This window comes from Pseudoalteromonas atlantica (assembly GCF_043641955.1).
In the GTDB taxonomy this organism is placed as follows: Bacteria; Pseudomonadota; Gammaproteobacteria; order Enterobacterales; family Alteromonadaceae; genus Pseudoalteromonas; species Pseudoalteromonas atlantica_A.
The window spans coordinates 418,957-444,676 of record NZ_JBHZRV010000002.1; the positions used below are offsets into that span (position 1 = coordinate 418,957).

At 40.7% G+C, this 25,720-nt stretch carries 22 protein-coding genes; 14 read left to right on the forward strand and 8 right to left on the reverse strand.

Annotated features, from left to right (window positions below; translation table 11 throughout):
* Nucleotides 1-72: 72 nt before the first annotated feature.
* The 7 genes from ACHUE3_RS05440 to ACHUE3_RS05470 form a co-directional block, all read right to left on the reverse strand.
* Nucleotides 73-834: an SDR family oxidoreductase gene (locus ACHUE3_RS05440; RefSeq protein ID WP_394190942.1), complete on the reverse strand. Its 762-nt coding sequence runs from the start codon at nt 832-834 to the stop codon at nt 73-75.
* Nucleotides 835-837: 3 nt separating this feature from the next.
* Complete coding sequence (mmsB, locus tag ACHUE3_RS05445) at nt 838-1,728, reverse strand: 3-hydroxyisobutyrate dehydrogenase (RefSeq protein WP_394190944.1); 891 nt, start codon at nt 1,726-1,728, stop codon at nt 838-840.
* A gap of 4 nt (nt 1,729-1,732) precedes the next feature.
* Nucleotides 1,733-2,878, reverse strand: a complete 1,146-nt coding sequence (locus ACHUE3_RS05450) for an enoyl-CoA hydratase/isomerase family protein (RefSeq protein WP_394190946.1) — start codon at nt 2,876-2,878, stop codon at nt 1,733-1,735.
* On the reverse strand, nt 2,878-3,657 hold the full coding sequence (locus tag ACHUE3_RS05455) for an enoyl-CoA hydratase (protein ID WP_394190948.1): 780 nt from the start codon (nt 3,655-3,657) through the stop codon (nt 2,878-2,880). Before ACHUE3_RS05455 ends, ACHUE3_RS05450 begins: the two co-directional genes overlap by 1 nt.
* A gap of 10 nt (nt 3,658-3,667) precedes the next feature.
* Nucleotides 3,668-4,825, reverse strand: a complete 1,158-nt coding sequence (locus tag ACHUE3_RS05460) for an acyl-CoA dehydrogenase family protein (protein ID WP_394190950.1) — start codon at nt 4,823-4,825, stop codon at nt 3,668-3,670.
* A gap of 94 nt (nt 4,826-4,919) precedes the next feature.
* Nucleotides 4,920-6,410, reverse strand: a complete 1,491-nt coding sequence (locus tag ACHUE3_RS05465; protein WP_394190952.1) for a CoA-acylating methylmalonate-semialdehyde dehydrogenase — start codon at nt 6,408-6,410, stop codon at nt 4,920-4,922.
* An 88-nt stretch (nt 6,411-6,498) separates the two neighbouring features.
* A complete protein-coding gene (locus tag ACHUE3_RS05470) occupies nt 6,499-7,680 on the reverse strand; it encodes an acetyl-CoA C-acyltransferase (protein ID WP_394190954.1) in 1,182 nt (393 codons plus the stop codon).
* A 329-nt stretch (nt 7,681-8,009) separates the two neighbouring features.
* Between ACHUE3_RS05470 and ACHUE3_RS05475 the strand changes: the two genes are divergently transcribed.
* The 10 genes from ACHUE3_RS05475 (at nt 8,010) to ACHUE3_RS05520 (ending at nt 18,884) form a co-directional block, all read left to right on the forward strand.
* Entirely contained in the window at nt 8,010-8,444 is a 435-nt protein-coding gene (locus ACHUE3_RS05475) for a MerR family transcriptional regulator (RefSeq protein WP_394190956.1), read from the forward strand.
* A gap of 51 nt (nt 8,445-8,495) precedes the next feature.
* Nucleotides 8,496-9,671, forward strand: a complete 1,176-nt coding sequence (locus ACHUE3_RS05480) for an isovaleryl-CoA dehydrogenase (protein ID WP_394190958.1) — start codon at nt 8,496-8,498, stop codon at nt 9,669-9,671.
* A gap of 11 nt (nt 9,672-9,682) precedes the next feature.
* A complete protein-coding gene (locus ACHUE3_RS05485; protein WP_394190960.1) occupies nt 9,683-11,290 on the forward strand; it encodes a carboxyl transferase domain-containing protein in 1,608 nt (535 codons plus the stop codon).
* Nucleotides 11,291-11,300: 10 nt separating this feature from the next.
* Nucleotides 11,301-12,071, forward strand: coding sequence for an enoyl-CoA hydratase/isomerase family protein (locus tag ACHUE3_RS05490; RefSeq protein WP_394190962.1), 771 nt, complete (start codon nt 11,301-11,303; stop codon nt 12,069-12,071).
* An 8-nt stretch (nt 12,072-12,079) separates the two neighbouring features.
* Nucleotides 12,080-14,053, forward strand: a complete 1,974-nt coding sequence (locus tag ACHUE3_RS05495) for an acetyl/propionyl/methylcrotonyl-CoA carboxylase subunit alpha (protein WP_394190964.1) — start codon at nt 12,080-12,082, stop codon at nt 14,051-14,053.
* Nucleotides 14,046-14,969, forward strand: a complete 924-nt coding sequence (locus ACHUE3_RS05500) for a hydroxymethylglutaryl-CoA lyase (protein WP_394190966.1) — start codon at nt 14,046-14,048, stop codon at nt 14,967-14,969. Before ACHUE3_RS05495 ends, ACHUE3_RS05500 begins: the two co-directional genes overlap by 8 nt.
* A 46-nt stretch (nt 14,970-15,015) precedes the next feature.
* The gene (locus ACHUE3_RS05505) at nt 15,016-15,714 is read left to right on the forward strand and encodes a CoA transferase subunit A (RefSeq protein WP_394190968.1); all 699 of its coding nucleotides are present in this window, start codon (nt 15,016-15,018) and stop codon (nt 15,712-15,714) included.
* 11 nt (nt 15,715-15,725) lie between these two features.
* On the forward strand, nt 15,726-16,382 hold the full coding sequence (locus ACHUE3_RS05510; RefSeq protein WP_099293843.1) for a 3-oxoacid CoA-transferase subunit B: 657 nt from the start codon (nt 15,726-15,728) through the stop codon (nt 16,380-16,382).
* Between the two features lie 366 nt (nt 16,383-16,748).
* A complete protein-coding gene (locus ACHUE3_RS05515) occupies nt 16,749-17,627 on the forward strand; it encodes a LysR family transcriptional regulator (protein ID WP_394190971.1) in 879 nt (292 codons plus the stop codon).
* A gap of 186 nt (nt 17,628-17,813) precedes the next feature.
* Nucleotides 17,814-18,884, forward strand: a complete 1,071-nt coding sequence (locus tag ACHUE3_RS05520) for a GGDEF domain-containing protein (protein WP_394190973.1) — start codon at nt 17,814-17,816, stop codon at nt 18,882-18,884.
* A gap of 19 nt (nt 18,885-18,903) precedes the next feature.
* Here the strand turns inward: ACHUE3_RS05520 and msrA are convergent, their stop codons facing one another.
* Nucleotides 18,904-20,178, reverse strand: a complete 1,275-nt coding sequence (gene msrA, locus ACHUE3_RS05525; protein WP_394190975.1) for a peptide-methionine (S)-S-oxide reductase MsrA — start codon at nt 20,176-20,178, stop codon at nt 18,904-18,906.
* Between the two features lie 191 nt (nt 20,179-20,369).
* Here msrA and ACHUE3_RS05530 point away from each other — a divergent pair, with 191 nt between their 5' ends.
* The 4 genes from ACHUE3_RS05530 to asnB all read left to right on the forward strand — a co-directional run bounded on the left by ACHUE3_RS05530 (nt 20,370) and on the right by asnB (nt 25,579).
* The gene (locus tag ACHUE3_RS05530; RefSeq protein ID WP_394190977.1) at nt 20,370-21,887 is read left to right on the forward strand and encodes a leucyl aminopeptidase; all 1,518 of its coding nucleotides are present in this window, start codon (nt 20,370-20,372) and stop codon (nt 21,885-21,887) included.
* 130 nt (nt 21,888-22,017) lie between these two features.
* Complete coding sequence (gene pxpB / locus ACHUE3_RS05535; protein WP_394190979.1) at nt 22,018-22,707, forward strand: 5-oxoprolinase subunit PxpB; 690 nt, start codon at nt 22,018-22,020, stop codon at nt 22,705-22,707.
* Nucleotides 22,704-23,633, forward strand: coding sequence for a 5-oxoprolinase subunit C family protein (locus ACHUE3_RS05540; RefSeq protein WP_394190981.1), 930 nt, complete (start codon nt 22,704-22,706; stop codon nt 23,631-23,633). The genes pxpB and ACHUE3_RS05540 overlap by 4 nt, the downstream gene beginning before the upstream one ends.
* A gap of 278 nt (nt 23,634-23,911) precedes the next feature.
* A complete protein-coding gene (gene asnB, locus ACHUE3_RS05545) occupies nt 23,912-25,579 on the forward strand; it encodes an asparagine synthase B (protein ID WP_394190983.1) in 1,668 nt (555 codons plus the stop codon).
* The last annotated feature ends 141 nt before the right edge of the window (nt 25,580-25,720 follow it).

The window sequence follows — 25,720 nt, forward strand, 5'->3', positions numbered from 1 at the left end:
CGTTAAATATGTGTTTTAAAATAAATTGGGTGTTCCTAATAAGATGAAACACCCATATTTTAACATATTGATTTAAAGGCGAATGCCCCCATCAATTTCTACAACTCGACCGGTAAAGAAATCGTTCTCAATAATATACTGAGCAGTGTGTGCAATCTCATCAGCCTCACCAAAGCGCCCTACGGGTGTAACAGCTAACATACGCTGTTTAGCTTCTGGCTTCATTGCATCTGTCATATTTGTGCGTATTACACCAGGGGCTATAGCACCTACTCGAATACCAAATCGACCCAGCTCTTTTGCCCACCCTGTTGTCATTGCGACAACACCAGCTTTTGATGCAGCATAGTTTGTTTGTCCAATATTACCCGCACGGGCAACACTGGACATATTAATGATCACTCCACCTTTTCCAGACTCAACCATGTGTGATGCAGCTTCGCGTCCAGCTAAAAAGACACCTGTTAAATTTACATCAATCACTGATTTAAATTGCTCAAGTGCCATTTTGGCAACGACTTTACCTTCTTTCGCTTTTATGAACATACCATCACGCAAAATACCGGCATTATTAATAAGTACACCAATTTGACCAAAATCAGTGTTTATCGTATTAAAGGTAGTCTCAACTTCTTCTTCGTTAGTAACGTTTGTAACATAGCCCTTTACGGTAACACCATAGTTACTTAGCTCTTTAACTGCAGCATCTAATAGTTCTTGTTGCATATCAATCAGCGCTATATTAGCACCTAATCCAGCAAGCTTATGCGCCATAGCAAAGCCTAAGCCTTGGGCACCGCCAGTAATAACAACCGTATTATTTTTAATTTCCACCGGTTACTCCTTTGAGAATAGTTTAAAAATGGCACTAAAATCTTCGCTACCAGCACCTTGATGTTGCAACATGGTATACAAGTTTTTAGCCATAGAACCCATAGGGGTTGATGAGTTACTTTGCTGGGCGGCTTCCATTGCAAGGCCCAAATCTTTAGCCATCAAGTCGACCATAAAGCCAGGCTTGTAATCTTTACTTGCAGGGGCTGTATCCATAACACCTGGACATGGGTTGTACAGTTCAAGTGTCCAATTTCGTCCTGAACTTGCTGTCATAATGTCGCTTAATACTTTAGCATCTAAACCATTATTTATACCCATTTGAATCGCTTCGCTAGTACCAGCCATCAAAATACTTAATAACATGTTATTGCATATTTTAGCGACTTGACCTGCGCCTATATCACCCGCATGAAAAATATTTTTCCCCATGTCACTAAGGACTGGTTGCGCCTTGTCAAAATGTGCCACAGCGCCGCCCACTATAAAGGTAAGAGTACCAGCAGTGGCGCCAGCAACACCACCAGAGACGGGGGCATCAACAAAAGCGATACCTTGCTCTGCAAGCTCTGCACCGACCTCTCTAGCTGATGCTGCATCAATTGTTGAGCAATCAATGATTAGTGTTTTTTTAGCTAAAATATTAATTAAACCAGTTTCACCTAGGTAAAGTGATTTAACGTGTTTGCTGGCAGGAAGCATACTTATCAGTACATCAACATCTGTTGCACAATGTTTTGCATCTGTTGCCGCTGTAGCACCTTGCTCAACAAGGTGACTTACTGCTGGCGCACTCAAATCAAACACCTTAACAGCATGTCCTGCTTTGATAAGGTTAGCCGCCATAGGGCCGCCCATATTACCTAAGCCAATAAAGCCAATTGAAAGAGACATAACATTATCCTTGTGTAAGTTGTTTTAATGGATGAGATTTCTCATCCCAGCGAGAGTTAAAAAAGCTATCAATAATATCACTTGGGATTTGCTCAATTGCTTTATACTGCCAATTAGGGTTTCCATCCTTATCAATGAGTAACGCTCGAATGCCTTCTTGAAACTCACCTACTTCACCACAGCGAACTGACATGTCTAACTCCATCTGAAAACACTCGCCTAGGCTTTTACCTTTTGAATTTTCAAGTTGACGTGCTACTAACTCACAGCTTAAAGGACAACCATGCTTTAAAGCTTTTTGCGCACGGGTTAGCCATTTATCCTCAGTTTCAAGATTTAAGATATAATCAACTTTCTCTTTTAATGAGGTGAAATCGCCAAGTTTTTGAATTACTGATAAATTAGCTTTAACATTCCCTTTAGGTAAACGTCCTGATAGTTGGTCGAGCTCGTTTAATAAGCCTGTTAATTTTTCATGATTTAATGACGCCGTTTTGCCCCACTTAGTGGTAACTAATTGTTCAAGTAATAAGTCATATTTTTCGCTATGAACGAAATGATCAGCTAACGAGACAAACATTGCATCTTCACAGTTAATTGAAGCCGCTGTTAAGCCTAAAAATAACCCAACATGTTCTGGCATTCTATGTAAAAAGTAACTGCCACCAACATCAGGGTATAATCCAATCGTTAATTCGGGCATGGCAATACGTGATGTCTCAGTAACAACACGGTGACTAGCACCTGCCATCAAGCCTAAGCCACCACCCATAACAATACCGTTACCCCACACTAAAAACGGCTTTTCATAGCAATGTATAAGGTAATCGAGTTGGTACTCTTGGGTAAAAAAACTTTCAATTAAACTATTAGGCTCATTTGAACTCATAGCGGTATGTAGGCTTACTACATCTCCACCTGCACAAAATGCTTTATCGCCTGCGCCTTTAAGCATCACCATAGCGATATCATCATCATCTGCCCACGCTTTTAACTGCGGTTCTAACAGCTTGATCATGTCAAAATTAAGGGCATTTAATGATTTAGGAGAATTAAGCGTAGCAATGCCAATTAAAGAACCATTCGTAGCAGTCGCTGTTTCAAACAGCACTGGCGAGTCTTGGTTATTAAGTTGCACTAAATCAACCATTAGCCATTCACCCAATTTGCTTTTCGTTTTTCTAAGAAGGCGTTAACCCCTTCACGCTGATCTTCTGTATCAAATAGGCTAACAAACAGTTCACGCTCTAGAGGAAGAGCATGTGCCATAGGTTGAGTACGGCCTTTTTGAATGAGTAACTTACAAGCGCTTACAGCTACAGGGCTTTGATCAGCCACTTGGTTTGCAAGTTTTAAAGCACTCGCAAAGCTTTCGCCTTGTGGTACTACTTCTTCTACTAGCCCAATTTGTAATGCTTTGTCTGCTTTAAGGCGCTCACCACATAAAATCATTCGCTTGGCCCAGCCTTCTCCGACTAACCACGATAGATTCTGTGTTCCACCTGCACAAGGTAATAAACCAACTTTTGCCTCAGGTAGCGCCATTTGAGCTTGTTCCTCAGCAATACGAATATCGCATGCTAAAGCTACTTCAAGTCCACCACCCATGGCATAACCATTAATCGCCGCAATAGATACGCCTCGAAAGTCAGATAATGCTTCAAATGCATCACCAAATACTTTTGACATTGTTGCAGCAACACCTTTATCGCCATCCGCGAAAACATTTAAATCAGCACCGGCGCTAAAAAATTTCTCACCTTCCCCTGTGATCACCAAAGAATAGATATTTTTATTATCATTAAGCTCATTTATCGTATTTTTCAAAGCGATTAATGTGTCTTGAGTCCAGGTATTTGCTGGCGGGTTAGACATCGTTAAAATTGCTACGTGACCTTCAATGGTTAAATCAATACTTGGGTTTGACATGATGTGCTCCTTATAAAATATCAGCTGCTGATTGTGCTAAAATACGACGAGCAATGATCACCCGCATAATCTCATTCGTGCCTTCTAAAATTTGGTGAACGCGTACATCTCGAACATGGCGCTCTAGCGGGTATTCTTTAATGTAACCGTAACCACCATGTATTTGCAGTGCTTCATTACACACAGTAAAGCCCACATCTGTCGCAAACCGTTTAGCCATTGCGCAATACGTTGTTTTTTCACTATCCCCAGTATCAAGCTTAAATGCTGCTAAACGAACCATTTGACGCGCTGCAACAAGTTCAGTGTTCATATCTGCAATCTTAAATTGCAGTGCTTGGAATGCAGCTAATGGCTTACCAAACTGTTCACGCTCTTTTAAATATTCGCGTGCTGTTTCAAGTGCTGCTTGAGCTGTACCAATTGAACAGGTAGCAATATTGATACGTCCACCATCAAGACCCTGCATTGCGAACTTAAAGCCTTCGCCTTCAGCACCTAGTAAGTTATCAGCGGGTATACGTACGTCTTCAAAACTAATCAAGCGTGTAGGTTGTGCATTCCAGCCCATTTTTTCTTCAGCTTTACCGTATTCTATTCCTTTTGCATCTGCCGGTACTACGAATGCAGAAATACCTGCTGCACCTTCATCACCTGTGCGTGCCATAACGACAAGCACTTCAGTCTCGCCTGCGCCAGAAATAAACATTTTTGAGCCATTTATAACGTATTCATCGCCCTGTTTTACTGCTTTAGTTTTTAAAGAGGCAGCATCCGAACCTGAACCTGGTTCAGTTAAACAATACGAAGCTAATAACTCACCCATAACTAGCTGGTCACAGTACTGGTTTTTAATTTGCTCGGTGCCAAAGCTGGCAATCATCCAAGTCGCCATATTATGAATAGTTAGCATCGCGGTAGTTGCGGTGCAACCCATTGCGAGTTGTTCAAATATAATGCTTGAGTCTAATCGAGATAAACCTAAACCACCGGCTTCCTCTGGTGTATATAAACCACAAAAACCCAGCTCACCTGCTGCTTTAATAGTATCTTTTGGGAATATATGCTCTCGGTCCCATTTGGCTGCATTAGGCGCAAGCTCAGACTGTGCAAATTGACGCGCTGTTTCAGCAAATGCTTGCTGATCTTCTGTTAAATTAAAGTCCATGGAAGACCTCTTTATATTTATATGTTGTCAAAATAGATAAAAGGGCTACAAAGGCATCATTGTGTGTGAAGTATCCTTTGCGCCCCTATTTTTATTATTTAAGATTAATACTCATGTTTGGACCTGAAGCAATGTCATCTTCAAACCAACGAGACGTAATTGTTTTAGTTTCTGTATAAAAACGAATGCCCTGCTTACCATAAGTATGAGTATCACCGTAGAAAGACCCTTTCCAACCAGTAAATGAAAAGAAAGGCAGTGGAACAGGAATAGGCACATTAATACCCACTTGACCTACTTCAATCTCATGTTGGAATTTACGCGCTACGGCGCCACTTGATGTAAACAGTGATGTACCGTTACCATATGGAGAGTTGTTAATTAGTTCGATAGCCTCATCAAGGGTGTCAACAAACATGCACGCCAGAACCGGGCCAAAAATTTCTTCGTTATAAAGATCCATTTCTGTTGTTACATCACTAAATAGTGTTGGACCAACCCAGTTCCCTTTTTCGTAACCCTCAACTGTAAAGTCAGAGCCATCAATTAAGCATGTAGCGCCTTGATCTTTACCACTTTGGATCAATGATAAAATACGTGCTTTCGCCGCTGCAGATGTTTGCGGTCCGTATGCGGCGTCTTTATCGTCCCAAGCGCCAGGTCGAACATTTGCAAAGCCTGCTTTAATATCTTCAACCCAATCTTTGGCCTGACCAACAAATACTGCAACAGAAATTCCCATACAACGTTGACCAGCTGCACCAACAGAGGCACCAACAAGGTTATTAACAACATGTGAGCGACTAGCATCAGGCATAATAACCATATGATTTTTAGCACCTACACACGCTTGAACACGTTTAAGATTTGCAGTTCCCTTTGAGTAGATATACTCGCCAACACCACATGAACCAACAAATGAAATTGCACGTACGGCAGCATCTTCTAGTAAACGATCCACTTGAGGTTTTGTGCCATGAACAACCTGAAGTACTCCTTTTGGTGCACCTGCTTCAACGAATAATTCAGCTAAACGCATTGGTGTAAGCGGATCTTGTTCTGATGGCTTCAAAATAAACGTATTACCGCATACGATTGCAAGTGGGAACATCCATAATGGGATCATCGCCGGAAAGTTAAATGGCGTAATGCCTGCACATACACCTAATGGCTGCATATACGAGTAAGTATCAATTTTACGGGCAACGTTTTCCATGGTTTCGCCCATCATTAAAGATGGCGCGTTTGCTGCTTGTTCAACCACTTCAATACCACGCCAAACATCACCTTTAGCATCTTCGAATGTTTTACCGAGCTCATGGCAGATAATAGTAGCAAGCTCATCGTGATGCTCTTTAAGCAATGCTGCATATTTCATCATAATGCGAGCACGCTCAGTTATCGGCACGTCTTTCCATGTTTTAAATGTTTCTTTTGCTGACTCAATCGCAGCATCCATTTCTGCATCAGTAGCACATGGTACATGCGCTAATACTTCTTGATTTGCAGGGTTAATAACATCAATAAGTTGATCTGATGTTGATTGAATGAATTCGCCGTTGATGAATAATGGTACTTGGTGCATAGTGCACTCCTCCCCAGAGGGTAATTAATTAAGCCGCAGTAAATTGTTATTAAAATGGCTTGCGGCTCTAAGATTATAAAATTAGTTTTTAAATTGTTTCGACTGCTAGTGCTACAGCTTCACCGCCACCAATACACAATGAAGCCACACCTTTGTTAAGGCCTCGGTTTTTAAGCGCATGGATAAGGGTTACTAATATACGTGCACCACTTGCGCCAATTGGATGACCAAGAGCACAAGCACCACCGTTAACGTTTACTTTATTAGCATCGAGTTTAAGCTCGTTAATGGCCAACATAGTAACCATCGCAAATGCTTCATTGATTTCCCAAAGATCGACATCATCTGTTGACCAACCCGCTTTGGTTAATAACGTATTCATTGCACCCACAGGCGCCATAGTAAATTCACTTGGTTTTTGAGAGTGTGTACTGTGCGCCACAATACGACAAAGAGGTGTTAAACCTTGGGCTTTAGCATGTGATTCGCTCATTAAAATTAATGCAGCACCGCCATCAGAAATTGATGATGAGTTAGCCGCAGTAATAGTGCCGTCTTTTTTAAATGCGGCACGTAAGCTAGGAATTTTATCTGGGCGAGCATTACCCGGCTGTTCGTCAACGCTAACTGTCACATCACCCTTGCGAGTTTGCATGGTATGAGGTGCAATTTCAGCATTAAAACTACCATTATCAATTGCTGCATTTGCTTTACTTAACGAAGAGAGTGCAAATTCATCCATCTGCTCACGACCAATACCATATTCATCTGCGGTATCCTGAGCAAAGCAACCCATTGCTTTGTTGTCATAAGCATCTTCTAATCCATCAGACATCATATGGTCTTTGATCTCACCATGACCCATTCGCATACCACCACGCGCTTTTGGAATAAAGTATGGCGAATTAGTCATGCTTTCCATACCACCCGCTACTGCACTATTTATAGAGCCAGCTTTAATCAAGTCATGCGCTAGCATGGCTGCTTTTAAACCTGAACCACACACTTTATTAATAGTTGTGGCGCCGGTTGCACGTGCTAAACCTGCTTTAAGCATTGCTTGGCGAGCTGGTGCTTGCCCTAAACCTGCAGGCAGTACACAACCCATAATAACTTCATCAATTGCACTGTCGTTTAAATTGGCTTCAGCGAGTGCGCTAGCAATAGCTGTTGCACCAAGTTCTGTGGCATCTGCACCGCTAAGTGCTCCCATAAAACCACCCATTGGGGTGCGTTTTGCTGCTACAATAACAACGGCTTCGGTAGTCATAAAAAGGCTCCATTTAATAATTGGCACTCTCATTGTGTTTTAAGATAAGCCAAACAATACGTTTATATTCTGCATATGAGCATACATAATATTTACGTTTACGCCAACGTAAATCTAAAATCAAGGTTTTTGCGCTCAACAAAAGTGTAAACTTATCTTTATTTAAGTGTAGTTATTAGCAAACAACTTGGCTGCAGCACCTATAAACAATGCTATTTTTGCAAATCTACATACTCAACACCTACGTCTAAAGTATAACTTCCACAATCCACTTTACCTTTACGTAAACTTCACTTATATTGGTGTTATTCGAATGAGGTAAGAACACTATGAATCCAGATAATCAAACAAACTTTGCAAGTTCAGCCACTGAGCCTGCGAGTAATGAGCAAACATTTAGTATCAGTGAATTAGCTAAAGAGTTTGATATTACTACGCGCTCTATCCGCTTTTACGAAGATCAAGGCCTGATCTCTCCAGAACGCAGTGGGCAAACACGCATTTATTCTAAACGCGATAAGGTCCGCTTAAAGTTAATTCTTCGCGGAAAGCGACTTGGGTTTACGCTTGCTGAAACCGGACGTTTGTTTGAACTCTATGACGCCGATAAATCAAGTGCCAAACAGTTGGTCACTATGCTTGATTTAATTGCAGACAAAAAAGCTGACCTTAGCCAGCAAATGGACGATATAAAAGTTGTTTTGATGGAACTTGTTACAGCAGAACGACGTTGTCGCGATACCTTAAATAATTTAGATGAATAACACTATTACATTATAAAAATTCATTAACAGACTCTCACACAGGAATGAATCATGAGCACTATTTCACTATATAAAGAAATGAACTTTGGCCTTGGCGAAACAGCAGATATGATCCGTGATCACGTTAATAGCTTTTCAAGTCAAGAAATTGCACCTTTAGCTGAGAAAACCGACCTTGATAATGCGTTTCCTAATCAACTTTGGCCACAACTCGGCGAAATGGGCTTATTAGGCATGACAGTACCGGAAGAGTTAGGTGGTGCTGGTCTTGGTTACTTAGAGCATGTCATCGCGATGGAAGAAATAAGCCGAGCCAGTGCGTCTATTGGCTTGAGCTATGGCGCTCATTCAAACCTGTGTGTAAACCAAATCAATCGTAATGGTTCTCAAGCTCAAAAAGAAAAATACTTACCAAAACTGATCAGTGGTGAACACATTGGTGCACTTGCAATGAGTGAACCCAATGCTGGCTCTGATGTAGTATCAATGAAACTAAAAGCCGAGAAGAAAGGTGATAAATACATTCTTAACGGTAATAAAATGTGGATCACCAATGGTCCAGATGCTGATACCTTAGTTATCTACGCTAAAACAGATTTAAACGCCGGTGCTAAAGGCATCACCGCATTTATTGTAGAAAGTAGCTTCCCAGGCTTTTCAACAGCACAGAAGCTCGACAAACTCGGTATGCGCGGGTCAAATACCTGTGAATTAGTATTCGAAAACTGCGAAGTACCAGAAGAGAATATTTTAGGTAATTTGAACGAAGGCGTTAAGGTACTAATGAGTGGCCTTGATTATGAGCGCGTAGTTCTTGCTGCAGGCCCTCTGGGTATCATGCAAGCATGCATGGACATTGTTGTTCCTTATATACATGAACGTAAGCAATTTGACACACCAATTGGTCAGTTCCAACTTATACAAGGAAAAGTTGCCGATATGTACACACAAATGAACGCAGCTCGTTCATATGTGTATACCGTTGCAAAATCATGCGACCGTGGTGAAACAACCCGTAAAGATGCCGCAGGCGCGATTTTATATGCAGCAGAGCTTGCAACTAAAATGGCACTGGATGCAATTCAGATTCTTGGTGGTAATGGCTACATAAACGAGTATGCAACGGGTCGCCTATTACGTGATGCAAAACTATATGAAATTGGTGCCGGTACCTCAGAAATCCGACGCATGCTAATTGGTCGTGAATTATTCACTGAAAGCAGATAAGGGCCTACGCGATGACTATTTTAAAATCTAGCGTTAATCCACATGATCCGCAGTTTTTACAAAATCAGCAAAATATGGCTGGGCTTGTTAGTGATTTACGCGCCAAAGTTAAAGAAATAAGCCAAGGTGGTGGCGCAGCATTAATAGAGCGTCACGAAGGCCGAGGAAAACTGTTTGTTCGTGACCGTATAAGTACCCTCATAGATGAAGGCTCGCCTTTTTTAGAAATTTCACAATTTGCAGCTCATGGTGTTTATGAGCAAGCCATACCTTGCGCGGGTGTTGTTGCTGGTATTGGTCGCGTTAAAGGCGTTGAGTGTATGATCATCGCTAATGACGCGACAGTTAAAGGCGGCACTTATTTCCCTCTTACAGTGAAAAAGCATTTACGTGCACAAGACATTGCCGAGCGTTGCCATTTACCTTGTATCTATTTAGTTGATTCAGGGGGCGCAAATCTGCCTGAGCAAGATGATGTATTTCCAGATAAACTGCATTTTGGCCGTATATTTTACAATCAAGCGCGTATGTCAGGAAAAGGCATTCCACAAATTGCGGTGGTCATGGGCCTATGTACAGCAGGCGGCGCATATGTGCCAGCAATGGCCGATGAAAGTATTATCGTAAAAGAGCAAGGCACCATATTTTTAGCGGGTCCACCTTTGGTTAAAGCCGCTACAGGTGAAGAGGTCACAGCCGAAGAACTCGGTGGTGCAGACGTGCATTGTAAAACGTCTGGTGTGGCAGACCATTACGCTGAAAATGATACCCATGCATTATCAATTGCACGCCAATGTATTGAACGAATTAACTATCAGCGCCCTACTCAGCCTTTACTTGATGAAGTTAAAGCACCTCGATATGACATAAACGAGCTTTATGGCATTGTGGGGACTGATCTTAAAAAGCCATTTGATGTACGTGAAGTAATCGCGCGTACCGTTGATGACTCTTCTTTTGATGAATTCAAGCGTTACTTTGGTGACACACTCGTAACCGGCTTTGCCAAAATTTATGGCCACCCTGTGGGTATTGTGGCAAACAACGGCATTTTATTTAGTGAATCAGCGCAAAAAGGCGCGCACTTTATTCAGCTGTGTGCCCAGCGCAATATTCCTTTGGTATTTTTACAAAACATTACCGGTTTTATGGTGGGTAAAAAATACGAAGCTGAAGGTATCGCAAAACATGGCGCCAAAATGGTGATGGCCGTGTCTTGTGCTGACGTACCAAAATTTACTGTATTAATAGGTGGCTCTTACGGCGCAGGTAACTATGGTATGTGTGGCCGCGCATTTGAACCGACCATGATGTGGATGTGGCCAAGCGCCCGTATTTCTGTGATGGGTGGCGAACAAGCAGCCGGAGTAATGGCGCAAGTTAAACAAGATGGTTTAGCGCGTAAAGGTCATAGTATGACTGATGAACAAATCAGTGAATTTAAAAAGCCAATCATTGATCAATACGAGCAGCAAGGTCATCCATATTACGCAAGTGCCCGTTTATGGGATGACGGCATAATCGACCCAGCCGATACCCGTAATGTACTTGGTTTGGCATTAAGCGCAGCGGCAAACGCACCAAAACAAGATTCGCAATTTGGCGTCTTTAGAATGTAAGGAAGTGAGTATGTCAGTAACACTACAAATAACTAAATCAAATGTGGCTGTACTCGTTTTAAGTCGCCCAGAAAAGCGTAATGCTTTTAACGAGCAAGTAATACAAGAGCTTATCCAATGTATTGAACATGCAAATACACTTGACGTACGTGCCCTTGTACTTAGAACAGAAGGGGAACATTTTTCAGCCGGTGCCGATCTCAACTGGATGAAATCTATGGCTGACAATGATTTTGCTGAAAATCTCGCTGATTCAAAACAGCTTGCAAAATTAATGCATGTTTTAGCAACTAGCCCGCTTGTCACCATTTGCGCTGTACAAGGTGCAGCATTTGGCGGCGCACTGGGTTTAATTGCCTGTTGTGACATTGCAGTTTGCCAAGATAATGCTCAATTTTGCCTAAGTGAAGTAAAGCTTGGTCTTATTCCTGCGGTAATAAGCCCTTACGTTATTAAAGCTATTGGTGAGCGTGCAGCACGTAGATACTTTTTAACTGCTGAGATTTTTGATGCCCATACAGCAAAGCAATTGGGTTTAATCCATCAAGTTACAGGTAAACTTGATTGCGCCGTTGATCAATTACTCGAAACACTCATTAATAATGGCCCAGTTGCTGTTCGTGCTGCTAAACAGCTAATAAATGATGTCGCAGGTCACGAGATAAATGGGCAAATAATTAACTTAACTGCTGAGCGTATCGCACACATTCGGGTATCTGAAGAAGGTCAAGAAGGTTTAACTGCCTTTTTCGAGAAACGTCCACCAAGTTGGCAAGCATAGGATTCATCATGAGCACACAATCATTACAAAAAATTCTAATTGCTAATCGCGGCGAAATTGCTTGTCGGGTTATGCGTACAGCGAAGCAGATGGGCTTAACCACGGTGGCGGTTTATTCTGATGCCGACAAATACGCACAACATGTCAAATTAGCAGACGAAGCTTATCATATCGGCGCAGCGCCAAGTAAAGACTCGTATTTAGTGGCTGATAAAATTCTTAAAGTAGCCCTTGATGCTAATGTTGACTGCATTCATCCAGGCTATGGTTTTTTATCTGAAAACAGTGAATTTGCAAAAGCCTGTGAACAAAACAGCATTGCTTTTATAGGTCCACCTGCAAGTAGTATTGAAGCTATGGGGTCTAAAACGCGTGCCAAAGAAATAATGGCTGCTGCAAATGTACCTTTAGTTCCGGGATACTATGGTGATAATCAAGCGCCAGATTTCCTTCAAGCAGAAGCCGATAAAATAGGCTACCCAGTACTTATTAAAGCTGCATTTGGCGGCGGCGGTAAGGGCATGCGTATTGTTGAACATGCCAAAGACTTTTTAACTGCACTGCAAGGGGCTCAGCGTGAGGCCATTGCGGGTTTTGGTAACGATTTAGTATTGCTAGAGCGCTATGTTAATAAGCCTCGCCATGTTGAAGTACAAGTATTTGCAGATAATCACGGTAACTGCGTGTATTTAGGCGATCGCGATTGCTCATTACAACGTCGTCACCAAAAAGTGATTGAAGAAGCCCCTGCCCCAGGACTTAGTGATGAACTTCGTAAAGAAATGGGTGAAGCTGCTGTGCGTTGTGCATTAGCTATCAATTATCGCGGTGCTGGTACTGTTGAGTTTTTACTGTGTGGCGATGAGTTTTTCTTTATGGAAATGAACACTCGGCTGCAAGTAGAACACCCTGTAACAGAAATGGTTACGGGAGTTGATTTGGTCAATTGGCAAATCAACGTGGCTGCTGGTAACACCCTACCTTTAGAGCAAGCTGATATCGCGCTGCAAGGCCACAGCTTTGAAGCACGTATCTATGCAGAAGATCCAAGCAATGACTTTATTCCTTGTTCTGGCTTGCTTGATGGCTTGTATATACCAGCTGAATCTGAGTTTGTTCGCATAGACACAGGTATTAAACAAGGGGATGAAATAAGCCCGTTTTATGACCCGATGATCGCAAAACTCATTGTTCATGATGATACCCGTACCGCTGCGCTTTCACGTTTAAGTAATGCACTTGAGCAATTTCATTTATCTGGTTTTAGTTGTAACGTTAGCTTTTTACATAACTTAGCCAATCATCAAACCTTCAAGCAAGGTGCTCCTGATACACACTTTATTGAAGAGCAAGGCGATGCATTGATCACAAATGATGCTAAGTTAAATACGGTAAGCAAAATAATCGCTGCATTTTGCTATTTAGCAGATTTGAATAGCAATGGTAGTAGCCCTTGGGATCAGTTGTCGGGCTTTATGTTAAACCGCGATCCAGTTATTACTATCCCTTTTAGTGACAGCACTATCACAGCAACTAAGTTTAATGACGGGTTTGTAATTCACCTAGACTCAGTTGACTATACAACTACCGGTAGCATTGAAAATGACCTGTGCCAGGTGTTTATTAACGGTGATAAGCATAGCTGTCACGTTGTTAAGACTGAAAACACCATAACAGTTATGTACAAAGCACTACAAACAACGTTTGAATTAATAGACAAGCACTATATAAGTGAGCACGAAAGTGAGGCTCTGCCGCTTGCAGCTCCTCTTAATGGTACTGTGGTTAAGCACCTTATAGAAGTAGGTAAAGAAATTCAAAAAGGAGATGCTGTTGTTATCATTGAAGCAATGAAAATGGAGTATACCCTCACCGCACCGCACGATGGCGTGCTGCAAAGTTACTGCTTTGCTGAAGGTGAATTGGTAAGTCATGGTGCCCTTCTTGCTATAGTTACTGATGAGACTACCGCAGATGAGTAAATTAACAGCCAACACATTACCTTCACAGGTCCGTATTGTTGAGGTAGGTGCCCGAGATGGCCTGCAAAATGAAAGCGCTGTTAGCACCCAAGACAAAGTATCACTCATCAATGCTCTTGCGGCGGCGGGTATTAGCGATATTGAAGCAGGTGCATTTGTATCGCCTAAATGGGTGCCGCAAATGGCTGACTCGTCTGACGTGATTAATTCTCTAAACCTGCCAGATACGAACTTAACCGCCCTCACCCCAAATTTAAAAGGGGCACAGGCGGCGCATGAAGTGGGTATAAAAGAGTTTGCTATATTCACAGCAGCAAGTGAGTCATTTTGCCAAAAGAACATCAACTGCTCAATTGAACAAAGTATTGCCCGCTTTGCTGATGTCATGGCGTTTGCCAAACAACATAATATTCGCGTACGTGGCTATGTAAGTTGTGTGCTGGGCTGTCCTTATGAAGGCGATATCAATCCGCAACGCGTATTAGAAGTAAGTCAGATGCTATTAGATCTTGGCTGCTATGAAATAAGCCTTGGTGATACCATAGGTATAGGCACGGCTAAAAAAGTAGATGATTTATTTGATGTATTATTACCGCATATTGATAAATCGTTATTAGCTGTTCACTTTCATGACACTTACGGCCAAGCGCTCACAAATATTTACACAGCCTTAAACCGAGGTATAGCAACGGTTGACAGCGCAGTAGCAGGACTTGGAGGGTGCCCATATGCTAAGGGTGCGTCAGGAAATGTTGCCACGGAAGATGTGGTTTACTTACTGCAAGGGCTTGGCATAGAGCATGGAATTGATTTAGAAAGACTAGCTAACGCTGGTTGGGCTATTTGTAGTGCATTAAACAAACAACCAGTGAGCAAAGTGTCTTTAGCTTTGAAAACTCAATCTACTGACCAATAATTTACACATAATTGGTTTCGACATAATCATATTAAGGAGTGGGCCCATGGCCGGTTTCGATAAAGTAGTTTCAAGTTATGAAGCTGCAATGGAAGGTTTAAAGGATGGCGATACCATCATAGCCGGTGGTTTTGGTTTATGTGGCATCCCAGAAGGGCTTATTAACGAAATAAAGCGTAAGCAAACTAAAGATTTAACTGTGGTTTCAAATAACTGCGGTGTTGATGATTTTGGGCTTGGTCTTTTATTACACGATAAACAAATCAAAAAAATTATCGCCTCGTATGTTGGTGAAAATGTCCTCTTCGAACAGCAGCTACTCAGCGGTGAAATTGACGTAGTACTCACACCACAAGGTACACTTGCTGAAAAAATGCGTGCTGGCGGTGCAGGTATTCCTGCTTTTTACACTGCAACAGGTTACGGTACACCGGTAGCGCAAGGTAAAGAAGTGAAAGAGTTTGATGGCCGCCCTTATATTTTAGAAGAATCAATAACTGGTGAGTTTGCTATTGTCAAAGCATGGAAAGCAGACCGTTATGGCAACTTAGTGTTTCGCCATACTGCAATGAACTTTAACCCGATGGCTGCCACTGCAGGTAAAATTACAGTTGCTGAAGTTGAAGAAATAGTTGAACCAGGAGAGCTTGAGCCAAGCCAAATTCACACCCCTGGCATTTTTATTAACCGTGTTATCAAGGGTAACTTTGAAAAACGCATTGAACGCATCACCATCAGCGATTAGGAGTAACGAGCATGGCATTATCACGTGAACAAGTCGCAATGCGTGTTGCGCAAGAACTTCAAGATGGTTATTACGTAAACTTAGGCATCGGTATCCCTACCCTTGTTGCAAACTACGTACCTGATGGCATTGAAGTAATGCTACAGTCTGAAAATGGTTTATTAGGTATGGGTCAATACCCTACAAAAGACCAAGTTGATGCTGATATGATTAATGCGGGTAAAGAAACCGTGACAGCAGCGACAGGTGCTGCCATATTTAATAGTGCAGATAGTTTTGCAATGATCCGTGGTGGTCATGTAGACTTAACAGTCTTAGGTGCATTTGAAGTTGACCAGAACGGAAACATCGCATCGTGGATGATACCCAAAAAGCTAATTAAAGGCATGGGTGGTGCGATGGACCTTGTAGCTGGTGCGAAGAATATTATTGTTACTATGACCCATGCAAGTAAGCACGGTGATTCAAAACTTCTTGAAAGTTGCTCTTTACCACTTACCGGTGTTAACTGTGTAAAGAAAATAGTAACAGATTTAGCCGTTTTAGAAGTTAAAGACGGCGCATTTCATTTATTAGAACGTGCCCCTGGCGTGTCAGTAGATGAAATAATTAGCAAAACAGCAGGTAAATTACTTGTTGATGGTGAAGTCCCTGAAATGGTTTTTTAAACCAGACCGACTCACCCTGTACCGACCTCATTCCCAGTGCCAATGGCGCTGAGTTACCCAAAATCCCTCGAAAGAGGGATTTTTTTTGTGTTAAATTCACTGCACCATTTTATAGCAAAAGCGTTTTTATTGCCCCAATGTAGTTAAATTGCTGGTATATCGGTTAAGTAGCAAAAATGGCGATAAAAAAAGAGCAACAATGATTAACCAATAACACAGGTTATTGTATTTTTAACAACCATAATATGTTTGTTTTTTATTAAAAAAAGCAAAATTTAACCTCTTAATTAATCTATAAGGCTAAGTCTTTGCAAATTGGGTTGTTTATTGCTTAACTAACCTTATTGAGAATTACTAACATCGACTATGCAAACACCTATCAGAGGATTACGTTCATTTTGTTTTGCGGCAAGAACGTTAAGCTTTAAGGAAGCCGCCAACCAGCTTTACCTGACTCCATCCGCTGTGAGCCATCAAATTAAACAATTGGAAGAGCAGCTAGGTATTGAGCTTTTTGAGCGTCAAACGCGTTCAATCCGTTTAACGTCCGCAGGGAAAAACTTTTATGATTCTGTTTCCCCCTTGATAAAAGCACTCGAAAAAACCATAACTGAATTTAGTCAGCTGCAAGAAAATGTGAATATTAGTATTACCTTACCTGAGTTTTTTGCCAGTGAACTATTAATGCCAAAACTCAGTGAATGGACCACCGAGCACCCAAATACTAACTTACAATTAAACACCATGAAAACGCGTAAAGAGCTGACTAGGCAAAGTGATTTATCAATTGTTTTATCATCCTCTAAGCCAATTGAAGGTGTAGTGCACGAACTATTTTCATTGTCATACTCTCCAGCGTGTAACAAACAAAACTGGGAGGCATGGAAAGATGAGCCTTTTCAAGCACTCAATGAAGTGCCGTTGATATTACATAAAGCACGTCCATGGGCTTGGCACCAATGGGCTGAACATGCTGGCATAGAAGATTTTGCGCCTAAACAAATTATTCAAGTAGACAGTATGTTTGGTGTTGCTCGCGCAGCTCAGCAAGGTATGGGAATTGCCCTCATACCATTGCCTATCAGCCAGACATGGTTTGAAGAACAATGGTTATTTAGTTTTACGGACCTACCCTTAAAAACAAAAGACAAATATTATTTAGTCCAGCATGAACCAAGCGAATCAAATGCTTCGTTAGAATTATTCATAAAATGGATATTAGATACCTTTAAACATCTTAAATAATGCCAGTTCAATAAGTTACTCCTAGAGAAAACTTTACTTCCTCAACTTTTATCCTAGTATTTAATTTAGATAGGGCTTTAACAGCGTTATCTATTGATAACTAAATTTATTATGTTACCAATCAATTTGAGGGAATAAAGTTGAAAATGGCCCAAATATTGTCTTTTGACGTCTGTGGAGTAACGCATGAGTAGGACTGATACAACGCTACTCGAACAAATGCAGATTAGCGATCTAGAAATAGCCAATAGGATGGAATTACTGAGCTTAACAAAATCATCCCTTTCGCAAATAGCTGAGCACAAGCAACTCATTGAAGATAATATCGATTTAATTGTTGATGATTTTTATGAAAAACAAACTGAAATTGATGAAATATCTTTACTGATCGGTGATGCGGAAACGCTCACTCGTCTTAGAAATGCTCAACGTAAATACGTTATTGATTTATTTTCTGGGAGTTACGACAGTAATTACGTTAACAACCGGTTACGCATAGGCATGGTCCATAAACGCATAGGTGTTGAGCCTAAGCTTTATCTCTCAGCAGTAAAAACACTTAAGGAACTAATTGTCACGGTATTAAAGAATAACATTGATGACCCCTGTGAGTTAGAAGATACATTAACAACACTAGAAAATTTATTTTATTTTGATACCACACTCGTATTTGATACCTATATTGGCAGTCTATTGGGGGAAATTGAATCAGCAAAAAGAAAGACGGAGCAATACGCTAAAAGTCTTGAGATGAAAGTAGCTGAGCGAACTTTGCAATTAGAAGAACAAACACGCCTTGACCCACTTACCCGCATTTATAACCAACGTGCTATGCAAGATGTACTAAGAAGAGAACTTGCCGTAGCAAAAAGGCGTGATAGTAACTTATCTTTCATTTATATTGATGTTGATAACTTTAAAGGAATTAACGATCTTGAAGGCCATTTAAAAGGCAACGAAGTGCTCAAGTTTATTGCTAATGTATTAACCAGTTGTATTCGAGAAGTCGACTTGGCCTGCAGGTACGGAGGAGATGAGTTTTGTATTATTTTACCCGATTGTGCCATTGAACAAACTGAGATTATTTGTAATCGTATTATTGAGCAGTTTACTAATAGCTACCCTGAATATGCTTTGAGCATGGGAGTTTCAGGCGTTACTCCAGGTGAAAACTTAGATACGGATGCAATCATAAAACAAGCTGATGACAAAATGTACCTGGCAAAAAAAGAACCAGGTTCATTTGTCTGTTATTAATACTGCTGAATAGTTTAATTTAGCGTGGTATGAATTCTAAAACAGTTGCATTAATACAGTATCTATCTTGGTTGTTTGGCCCTTCTTTTGGGAATAAGTGCCCAAGATGGATGCCACTGGATTTAGACCTGATTTCTATTCTTTGCATACCGTAACTATTATCTTCGTGCTCTGTTACTGAACCTTTTAGCGGATGTGTGAAAGATAACCAACCAGTGCCTGATTTAAATCTATCTTGAGTATCAAATAAAGGTTCACCGCTGAGCTTATCCACAAATTGTCCATCCGGCGTATTTTTAAAAATATCGTACTCCTTACAAAATGGACTATCTGTGCGCGCATTGAAAGCAACTTTATAAGCCTCGCTATCACCTAGCTTAAACGCACCTAAAACTTTATAAAAATCTAACCTGCTTATAAAACCCTGGTGTGCAAAAACCTCTTCACTATCTTCTAAAAAGATCAACGTTGGCGTAGCCCAAGTGGGCGAAGTAATAGTTAACTTATCGAGTTCATCGGCTTTACGATAAGTAATAGGAATCGTGCCTTTGTAATCATTGGTTACTTCTTTTTTAAGCTTTTCACAATAAGGGCAATAGTCACGTGAATCAATAATCACAATTTGTTTACCAATCAACAGCTCGCTGTTATCTACTTTGTTTTTATCAACTTCATTAAAAACAACCCCAGTTGAATGATCTGGGCAGTAACCATCAGGATTTTTTGCAATATAGTCTTGATGATATGACTCTGCTTTGTAGAAAGCCTCTAGCGGTTTAATGATAGTTTTTATATCACTATAACCTGCTTGCGTTAAATAGGTTTGATATTCCTGTTTTAATTTATTTGCGAGTTTAAGTTGCTCTTCATTACTCGTAAGAATGGTCGAGCGATATTGAGTACCAATATCATTACCTTGGCGATTTAGTTGAGTCGGATCGTGGCTTTCAAAATATTTTTGCAACAATGTTTCAGTTGATAAATGGTTTGTGTTGTATGTAACTTGAACAACCTCGGCATAGTTATTTTCACTAAAACGCCTAGAGGGAGCGGTTATATTTCTATAGCTTGCTTTAAAACCTCTCCCATCTGCATAACCCGATACGGCATTGATTACACCAGGTAAAGCTTCGTATCGTTTTTCAGCGCCCCAAAAACAGCCTGACCCCAATACTAACGTTTGCACATGCATACTTGCTTGCATTGGACTGTCATCTTTTGAGTTTAACGCATACCCCGCTAAGCTCATTGTTATAAAACCTGTACACAGGAATAACCTTGTTATTTTGCCCATAATATTTAGCTCCTTAAATCGCTACTACTGAACTAGACCAAATAAATAATTAAATAATTTCATTAAGGCCTCTAAATTACTTTTAGCAAAAATCCTATACTCGTCGCTTTATATCAAAGCTTCACCGTGAAAAACTTAATATAAAGACCGAAATGAGGTAAAAAGCACTTTTATTTTATATTGGTGTGATCATGAAAAATATATTAAAGACGTCTGCATTAACGCTAGCACTTGCAGTTAGTACGCAAGTAAGTGCAGCAAAGTTTAAGTTTTCGACAGAAATTGATAGTTCAGCGCAAACCGTGGTGGTATTTTTTAGTCAAGATGGCGAAAACGCACAATTCAAAGCGATTGATAAGCAATTAAATGAACTTCTTGCTCACACTGTTGATGTTAAAGGTTACAAAGGCAAAGTAGGTGAAGTACTAGAAGTAATTGCACCTAAAGGTAGCCAGCATGAACGTATTATGATTGTTGGTACAGGTGAAAATAAAAAACTTGATAAAGCAGCCATTGCAAAGTTAGGTGGCGATGTTCACGCAAAACTTTTAGCAAATAAAATCGATTCAGCCAGTGTAATATTTGATGATGTAACAGGTGCTTCTAATAACGCACAGCTAGCAGCAAATTTTGCTCACGGTGCTAATTTAAGAGATCATCGTTTTGAAAAGTATAAAGAAGAGCCAAATACTGCAACTATTAGCTATAATTTCGACGTTGCAGATACCAAAAATACCCGTGCACAATACTCTATTTTACAGAGTATCCAACAAGGTGTTTTTCTAGCTCGTGATTTAACCTCTGAAGTAGCCACAGAAATGACCCCTGTAGATTTTGCGAATGCAGCAAAAGAACTACAAAGCCTTGGCGTTACTGTCACTGTATTAGAGCCTAAAGAATTAAAGAAATTAGGCATGGGCGCTCTTGAAGCTGTTGGCCGTGGTAGCCAACAAGGTGCACGTTTAGTTGTTGCTCATTATAAAGGTTCAAGTGAAAGCCCAATTGCGTTAGTTGGCAAAGGCATTACATTTGATTCAGGTGGTTATAGCATTAAAACAGGTGCATCAATTGCCAGAATGAAATCTGACATGGCGGGCGCAGCAGCTGTACTAGGTACAGTAAAAGCAATGGCGTTGGCAAAAGCCGATAAAAACGTGGTTGCTGTAATGGGTATGGCCGCCAATATGGTCTCACAATTTGCTGTAGCCCCTGGTGATGTTGTTCGCACCGCAGAAGGTTTAAGCGTTGAAATTGTAAATACAGATGCTGAAGGTCGCTTAGTATTAAGTGATGCTATGTGGTACGCAAGAAAGCACTTTAGACCTGAAATCATGATTGATGTAGCAACACTTACCGGTTCTAAAATTGGAGCAGTAGGCAATGACTATGCTGCAGTATTCTCTGATGATGATTCACTTGTTTCGCAGCTAACATTTGCTGGTAAAGAGGTAAATGAAAATTTATGGCGCTTACCTTTAGGTTACAAAGATGCGCTAAGTTCAGATATAGCTGATCTTAAAAACATAGGCTCAAGCGGTCCTGGTGCTACAACAGCCGCTAGCTTTTTAGAGCATTTTGCAGGTGAAACTCGTTGGGTCCATATCGATATTGCTGGCAACGCGTTAGCAACTAAAGGTAAAGGAGAAATCTCACCCGGTGGCACTGGCTTTGGTGTTCGTTTACTATCAGAATGGTTATTAAATAACTAATAACGCATGGGTATGCATCAGTAGCTTGTATTGGTGCATGCTTTTAATATGTTAGTTTGTATGACCAACCCTCTATTGTTCAATTCTTTTTACTGTAAACATTTCGTTATTATTGTGCTAGTTTAGCATTATGAATAATTACAATATCAACGTAATGAATTTACAGCAAAATGTGAAAATCACCGCCACTAGTTCCCATAGCCTGTTTTTAGATGCAACTCACTTAAAAGCTCCCCTTTTATCCGTGCAAAAGAAGATATGGGCTTTAGTTAAGCGATGCAAAGCAACATCTGCTTTCATTGATATTGTCCCAGCAATGAATTCTTTAACTTTGTACCTAGCTAATTCAGATGATAGTAAGCAATGGCAAGCAAAGTTATTACTTTGGTGGGAAACAACAGAAATTGATGAAAATAAAGGCACTCATCATAAAATTATTACTCAGTATGGCGGAAATTTCGGCGCTGACCTTGATTATATTGCTCAGTATCATGGTATAACAACCCAACGAGTAATCGAATTACACACCAGTGTAACTTACCACGTTTTATTTTTAGGTTTTCAACCTGGGTTTACTTATTTACACGGCTTGCCTAATGAGCTTGAAACACCTCGTCGTTCTGAGCCACGAACCCACGTACCAAAAGGCTCTGTGGCTATAGGTGCTGATCAAACAGGAATATACCCTGCTGACTCACCTGGCGGATGGCATATCATCGGCCACACTGATTTTAGCTTATTCGATTGGCAAAAATCCCCTCCTAGTGCAATCGCACAGGGCGATACATTGCAATTCATATCCGATGAGGCGTTGTCATGATTGAAGTATTGAAAGCGGGTCTATTAATGAGTATTCAAGATCTAGGGCGATTTGGTTTTCGACACCTTGGTGTCTCGCAGTCTGGTGCAGTCGATTCATGTGCAATAAGACTTGCAAACACTTTACTAGAAAACAATGCCAATGATGCCGTCATAGAAATTACACTCGGTCTTGGAAAGTTACTATTTAAATGTGACACCGTAATAGCTTTAATAGGCACTGATATGCAAGCTCAATTAGATGGTATACCAATCTACCCAGGCTGGACATACACTATTAAGCAAGGCCAAACTTTATCCTTTAAGTCTGCTCGAAATGGTTTTAGAGCCTATATTGGCGTAAAAGGCGGTGTGCAATGTGAACCTATCATGGGCTCTCGCTCAACCGACTTAGCTGCAGGGTTTGGTGGCATGACTGGCTTAGCGCTTAAAGAAGGCGATAATATTTTAGTCCAACCATACTATAAAAACTGGCCTAAAAGAGGCGCCATATTACCTCCAAAACGCCATGTTATTCGCGTTCACCCAAGCATTCATGCTGACTTACTAACTGAACATGAATTACGCTCATTTTGTGAAACTAAGTGGCGTGTTAAACCGCAAAGTAATCGAATGGGTGTACGACTTTCCAATGAAAAATTAACGTTGTCACATAGTCACTCCCTGCCCTCACTTGCCGTTAACCCAGGCTCTATCCAATTGCCGCCTAATGGTGAGCCGATTGTTTTGCTTAATGATGCACAAACAACAGGGGGTTACCCCCTACTTGGCACGATTATTAGTGCTGATCTGCATCATTTTGCTCAACTAAAACCAGGTGACACTATTGCTTTTGAATACGTAGATAATGACAGTGCAGTTAAAGCGCAAATGAAAATTGAAGCACACTTTAAACAGCTTGCTATCGCCTTAAATAATGCAGGTTAAATTTAGCTTAATTTTGCATGCAAGCGCACCACCTTGGTGCGCTTGCTCAACATAATAATGAATATAACTGGCTTATTGTTTATCAAAACAAGCGCATCACCAACCAAAATTTGAGACATCTCCCTTATTTAGTGCACAAACGAATATAGTGGTGCATAAATTATTCTAAAAATATTGTAAAAGCTATGTGACTTAGTTATTTATTTCTGATAAAACAAGGGTTCGCGTATAAAATAAATCTGTTTTAAGCGCACACATGATAGGAATGAGGAGTTACTATGTGTTCAATTTTTGGTGTATTAGACATTAAGTCTGATGCCACACAGTTGCGTAGTCAAGCAATTGAAATGTCGAAGTTATTACGTCACCGCGGGCCAGATTGGTCCGGCGTGTACTCATCTGATAAAGCTATTTTAGTGCACGAACGCTTAGCAATTGTTGGTGTAAGCAGTGGCGCACAACCATTATATAATCCAGAAAAAACTAATATTCTCGCTGTTAACGGGGAAATCTATAACCATAAAGAACTGGCAGCTGACTTAAAGACTGATTTTACTTTTCAAACACAATCAGATTGCGAAGTTATATTGGCACTTTACAAGGAAAAAGGCCCTGAGTTTTTAGATGATCTCAATGGCATATTTGCTTTTTGCTTATACGATGAAGAAAATGATGCGTACCTTATTGGCCGCGATCATATCGGCATCATCCCGCTTTATACAGGGCATGATGAACATGGAAATTTCTATGTTGCGTCAGAATTAAAAGCACTTTCGCCTATTTGTAAACACATTGAAGAATTTCCACCAGGTCATTACTTATACAGTAAAGACGGTGAGTTACGCCCATATTACGCACGTGATTGGCAAAAATTTGATGCAGTGAAAAACAATGACGCTAAAGCAGAAGATGTAAAAGACGCATTAGAGGCTGCCGTTAAACGTCAATTAATGTGTGATGTGCCCTATGGTGTTTTGCTTTCTGGTGGTCTTGATTCATCAGTAATTTCTGCAATTACACAACGCTTTGCTGCAAAACGTATTGAAGATAATGACGAAAGTGACGCTTGGTGGCCTAAATTACATTCATTTTCAGTCGGTCTTGAAGGCTCGCCTGACTTAGCGGCCGCCCAAAAAGTAGCTGATATGATTGGAACTGTGCATCACCCTATCCATTTTACGATACAAGAAGGCATTGACGCTCTTAAAGAAGTCATTTATCACATAGAAACTTATGATGTAACAACAATTCGAGCTTCAACACCAATGTATTTAATGGCACGACAAATTAAAGCCATGGGAATTAAAATGGTACTGTCAGGTGAAGGTGCTGACGAACTATTCGGTGGATACTTATACTTTCATAAAGCGCCAAATGCACAAGAGTTTCATGAAGAACTTAATCGTAAAGTGTCTAAATTACACATGTTTGATTGTCTACGAGCAAACAAATCGATGGCAGCATGGGGAGTAGAAGCACGCGTCCCATTTTTGGATAAAGAATTTGTTGATGTGGCAATGCGCACTAATCCAGAAGCTAAAATGTGTAAAGACGGTAAAATAGAAAAACATATTTTGCGTGCAGGCTTTGATGGATATTTACCAGATGAAGTGTTATGGCGTCAAAAAGAGCAGTTCTCTGATGGGGTTGGTTATAGCTGGATTGATACACTTAAAGAGTATGTAGCTGAACAAGTGAGCGACCAAGACTTGGCAAATGCAAAGTTCAAATACCCTATCAATACACCTGACTCTAAAGAGGCGTATTTTTACCGCACCATTTTTGAATCACATTTCCCAGGTGATGCTGCAGCTAAATGCGTACCACATGGTAAGTCTGTCGCTTGTTCAACACCTGAGGCACTTGCTTGGGATGCATCGTTTCAAAATAACGCCGATCCATCTGGGCGAGCCGCAGGTATTCATAACGATGCTTATGCGAAATAGCTGTACCCTTCAGTAATTTTTATACAGACTGCACAAACTTTTGTATTGTGCAGTCTTTATTCAAAATAAAGCTCACTTATGTTATCCCATTAAATTCAAAGTTTTCGTTAATATATTATGGTTAATCAAAACAAGTATAGT

Coding starts and splice junctions, on each gene's coding strand:
- mmsB (WP_394190944.1), bottom strand. CDS start 1,728: ATGTCTCTTTCAATTGGCTTTATTGGCTTAGGTAATATGGGCGGCCCT.
- ACHUE3_RS05450 (WP_394190946.1), bottom strand. CDS start 2,878: ATGGTTGATTTAGTGCAACTTAATAACCAAGACTCGCCAGTGCTGTTT.
- ACHUE3_RS05455 (WP_394190948.1), bottom strand. CDS start 3,657: ATGTCAAACCCAAGTATTGATTTAACCATTGAAGGTCACGTAGCAATT.
- ACHUE3_RS05460 (WP_394190950.1), bottom strand. CDS start 4,825: ATGGACTTTAATTTAACAGAAGATCAGCAAGCATTTGCTGAAACAGCG.
- ACHUE3_RS05465 (WP_394190952.1), bottom strand. CDS start 6,410: ATGCACCAAGTACCATTATTCATCAACGGCGAATTCATTCAATCAACA.
- ACHUE3_RS05470 (WP_394190954.1), bottom strand. CDS start 7,680: ATGACTACCGAAGCCGTTGTTATTGTAGCAGCAAAACGCACCCCAATG.
- ACHUE3_RS05475 (WP_394190956.1), top strand. CDS start 8,010: ATGAATCCAGATAATCAAACAAACTTTGCAAGTTCAGCCACTGAGCCT.
- ACHUE3_RS05480 (WP_394190958.1), top strand. CDS start 8,496: ATGAGCACTATTTCACTATATAAAGAAATGAACTTTGGCCTTGGCGAA.
- ACHUE3_RS05485 (WP_394190960.1), top strand. CDS start 9,683: ATGACTATTTTAAAATCTAGCGTTAATCCACATGATCCGCAGTTTTTA.
- ACHUE3_RS05490 (WP_394190962.1), top strand. CDS start 11,301: ATGTCAGTAACACTACAAATAACTAAATCAAATGTGGCTGTACTCGTT.
- ACHUE3_RS05495 (WP_394190964.1), top strand. CDS start 12,080: ATGAGCACACAATCATTACAAAAAATTCTAATTGCTAATCGCGGCGAA.
- ACHUE3_RS05500 (WP_394190966.1), top strand. CDS start 14,046: ATGAGTAAATTAACAGCCAACACATTACCTTCACAGGTCCGTATTGTT.
- ACHUE3_RS05505 (WP_394190968.1), top strand. CDS start 15,016: ATGGCCGGTTTCGATAAAGTAGTTTCAAGTTATGAAGCTGCAATGGAA.
- ACHUE3_RS05510 (WP_099293843.1), top strand. CDS start 15,726: ATGGCATTATCACGTGAACAAGTCGCAATGCGTGTTGCGCAAGAACTT.
- ACHUE3_RS05515 (WP_394190971.1), top strand. CDS start 16,749: ATGCAAACACCTATCAGAGGATTACGTTCATTTTGTTTTGCGGCAAGA.
- ACHUE3_RS05520 (WP_394190973.1), top strand. CDS start 17,814: ATGAGTAGGACTGATACAACGCTACTCGAACAAATGCAGATTAGCGAT.
- msrA (WP_394190975.1), bottom strand. CDS start 20,178: ATGGGCAAAATAACAAGGTTATTCCTGTGTACAGGTTTTATAACAATG.
- ACHUE3_RS05530 (WP_394190977.1), top strand. CDS start 20,370: ATGAAAAATATATTAAAGACGTCTGCATTAACGCTAGCACTTGCAGTT.
- pxpB (WP_394190979.1), top strand. CDS start 22,018: ATGAATAATTACAATATCAACGTAATGAATTTACAGCAAAATGTGAAA.
- ACHUE3_RS05540 (WP_394190981.1), top strand. CDS start 22,704: ATGATTGAAGTATTGAAAGCGGGTCTATTAATGAGTATTCAAGATCTA.
- asnB (WP_394190983.1), top strand. CDS start 23,912: ATGTGTTCAATTTTTGGTGTATTAGACATTAAGTCTGATGCCACACAG.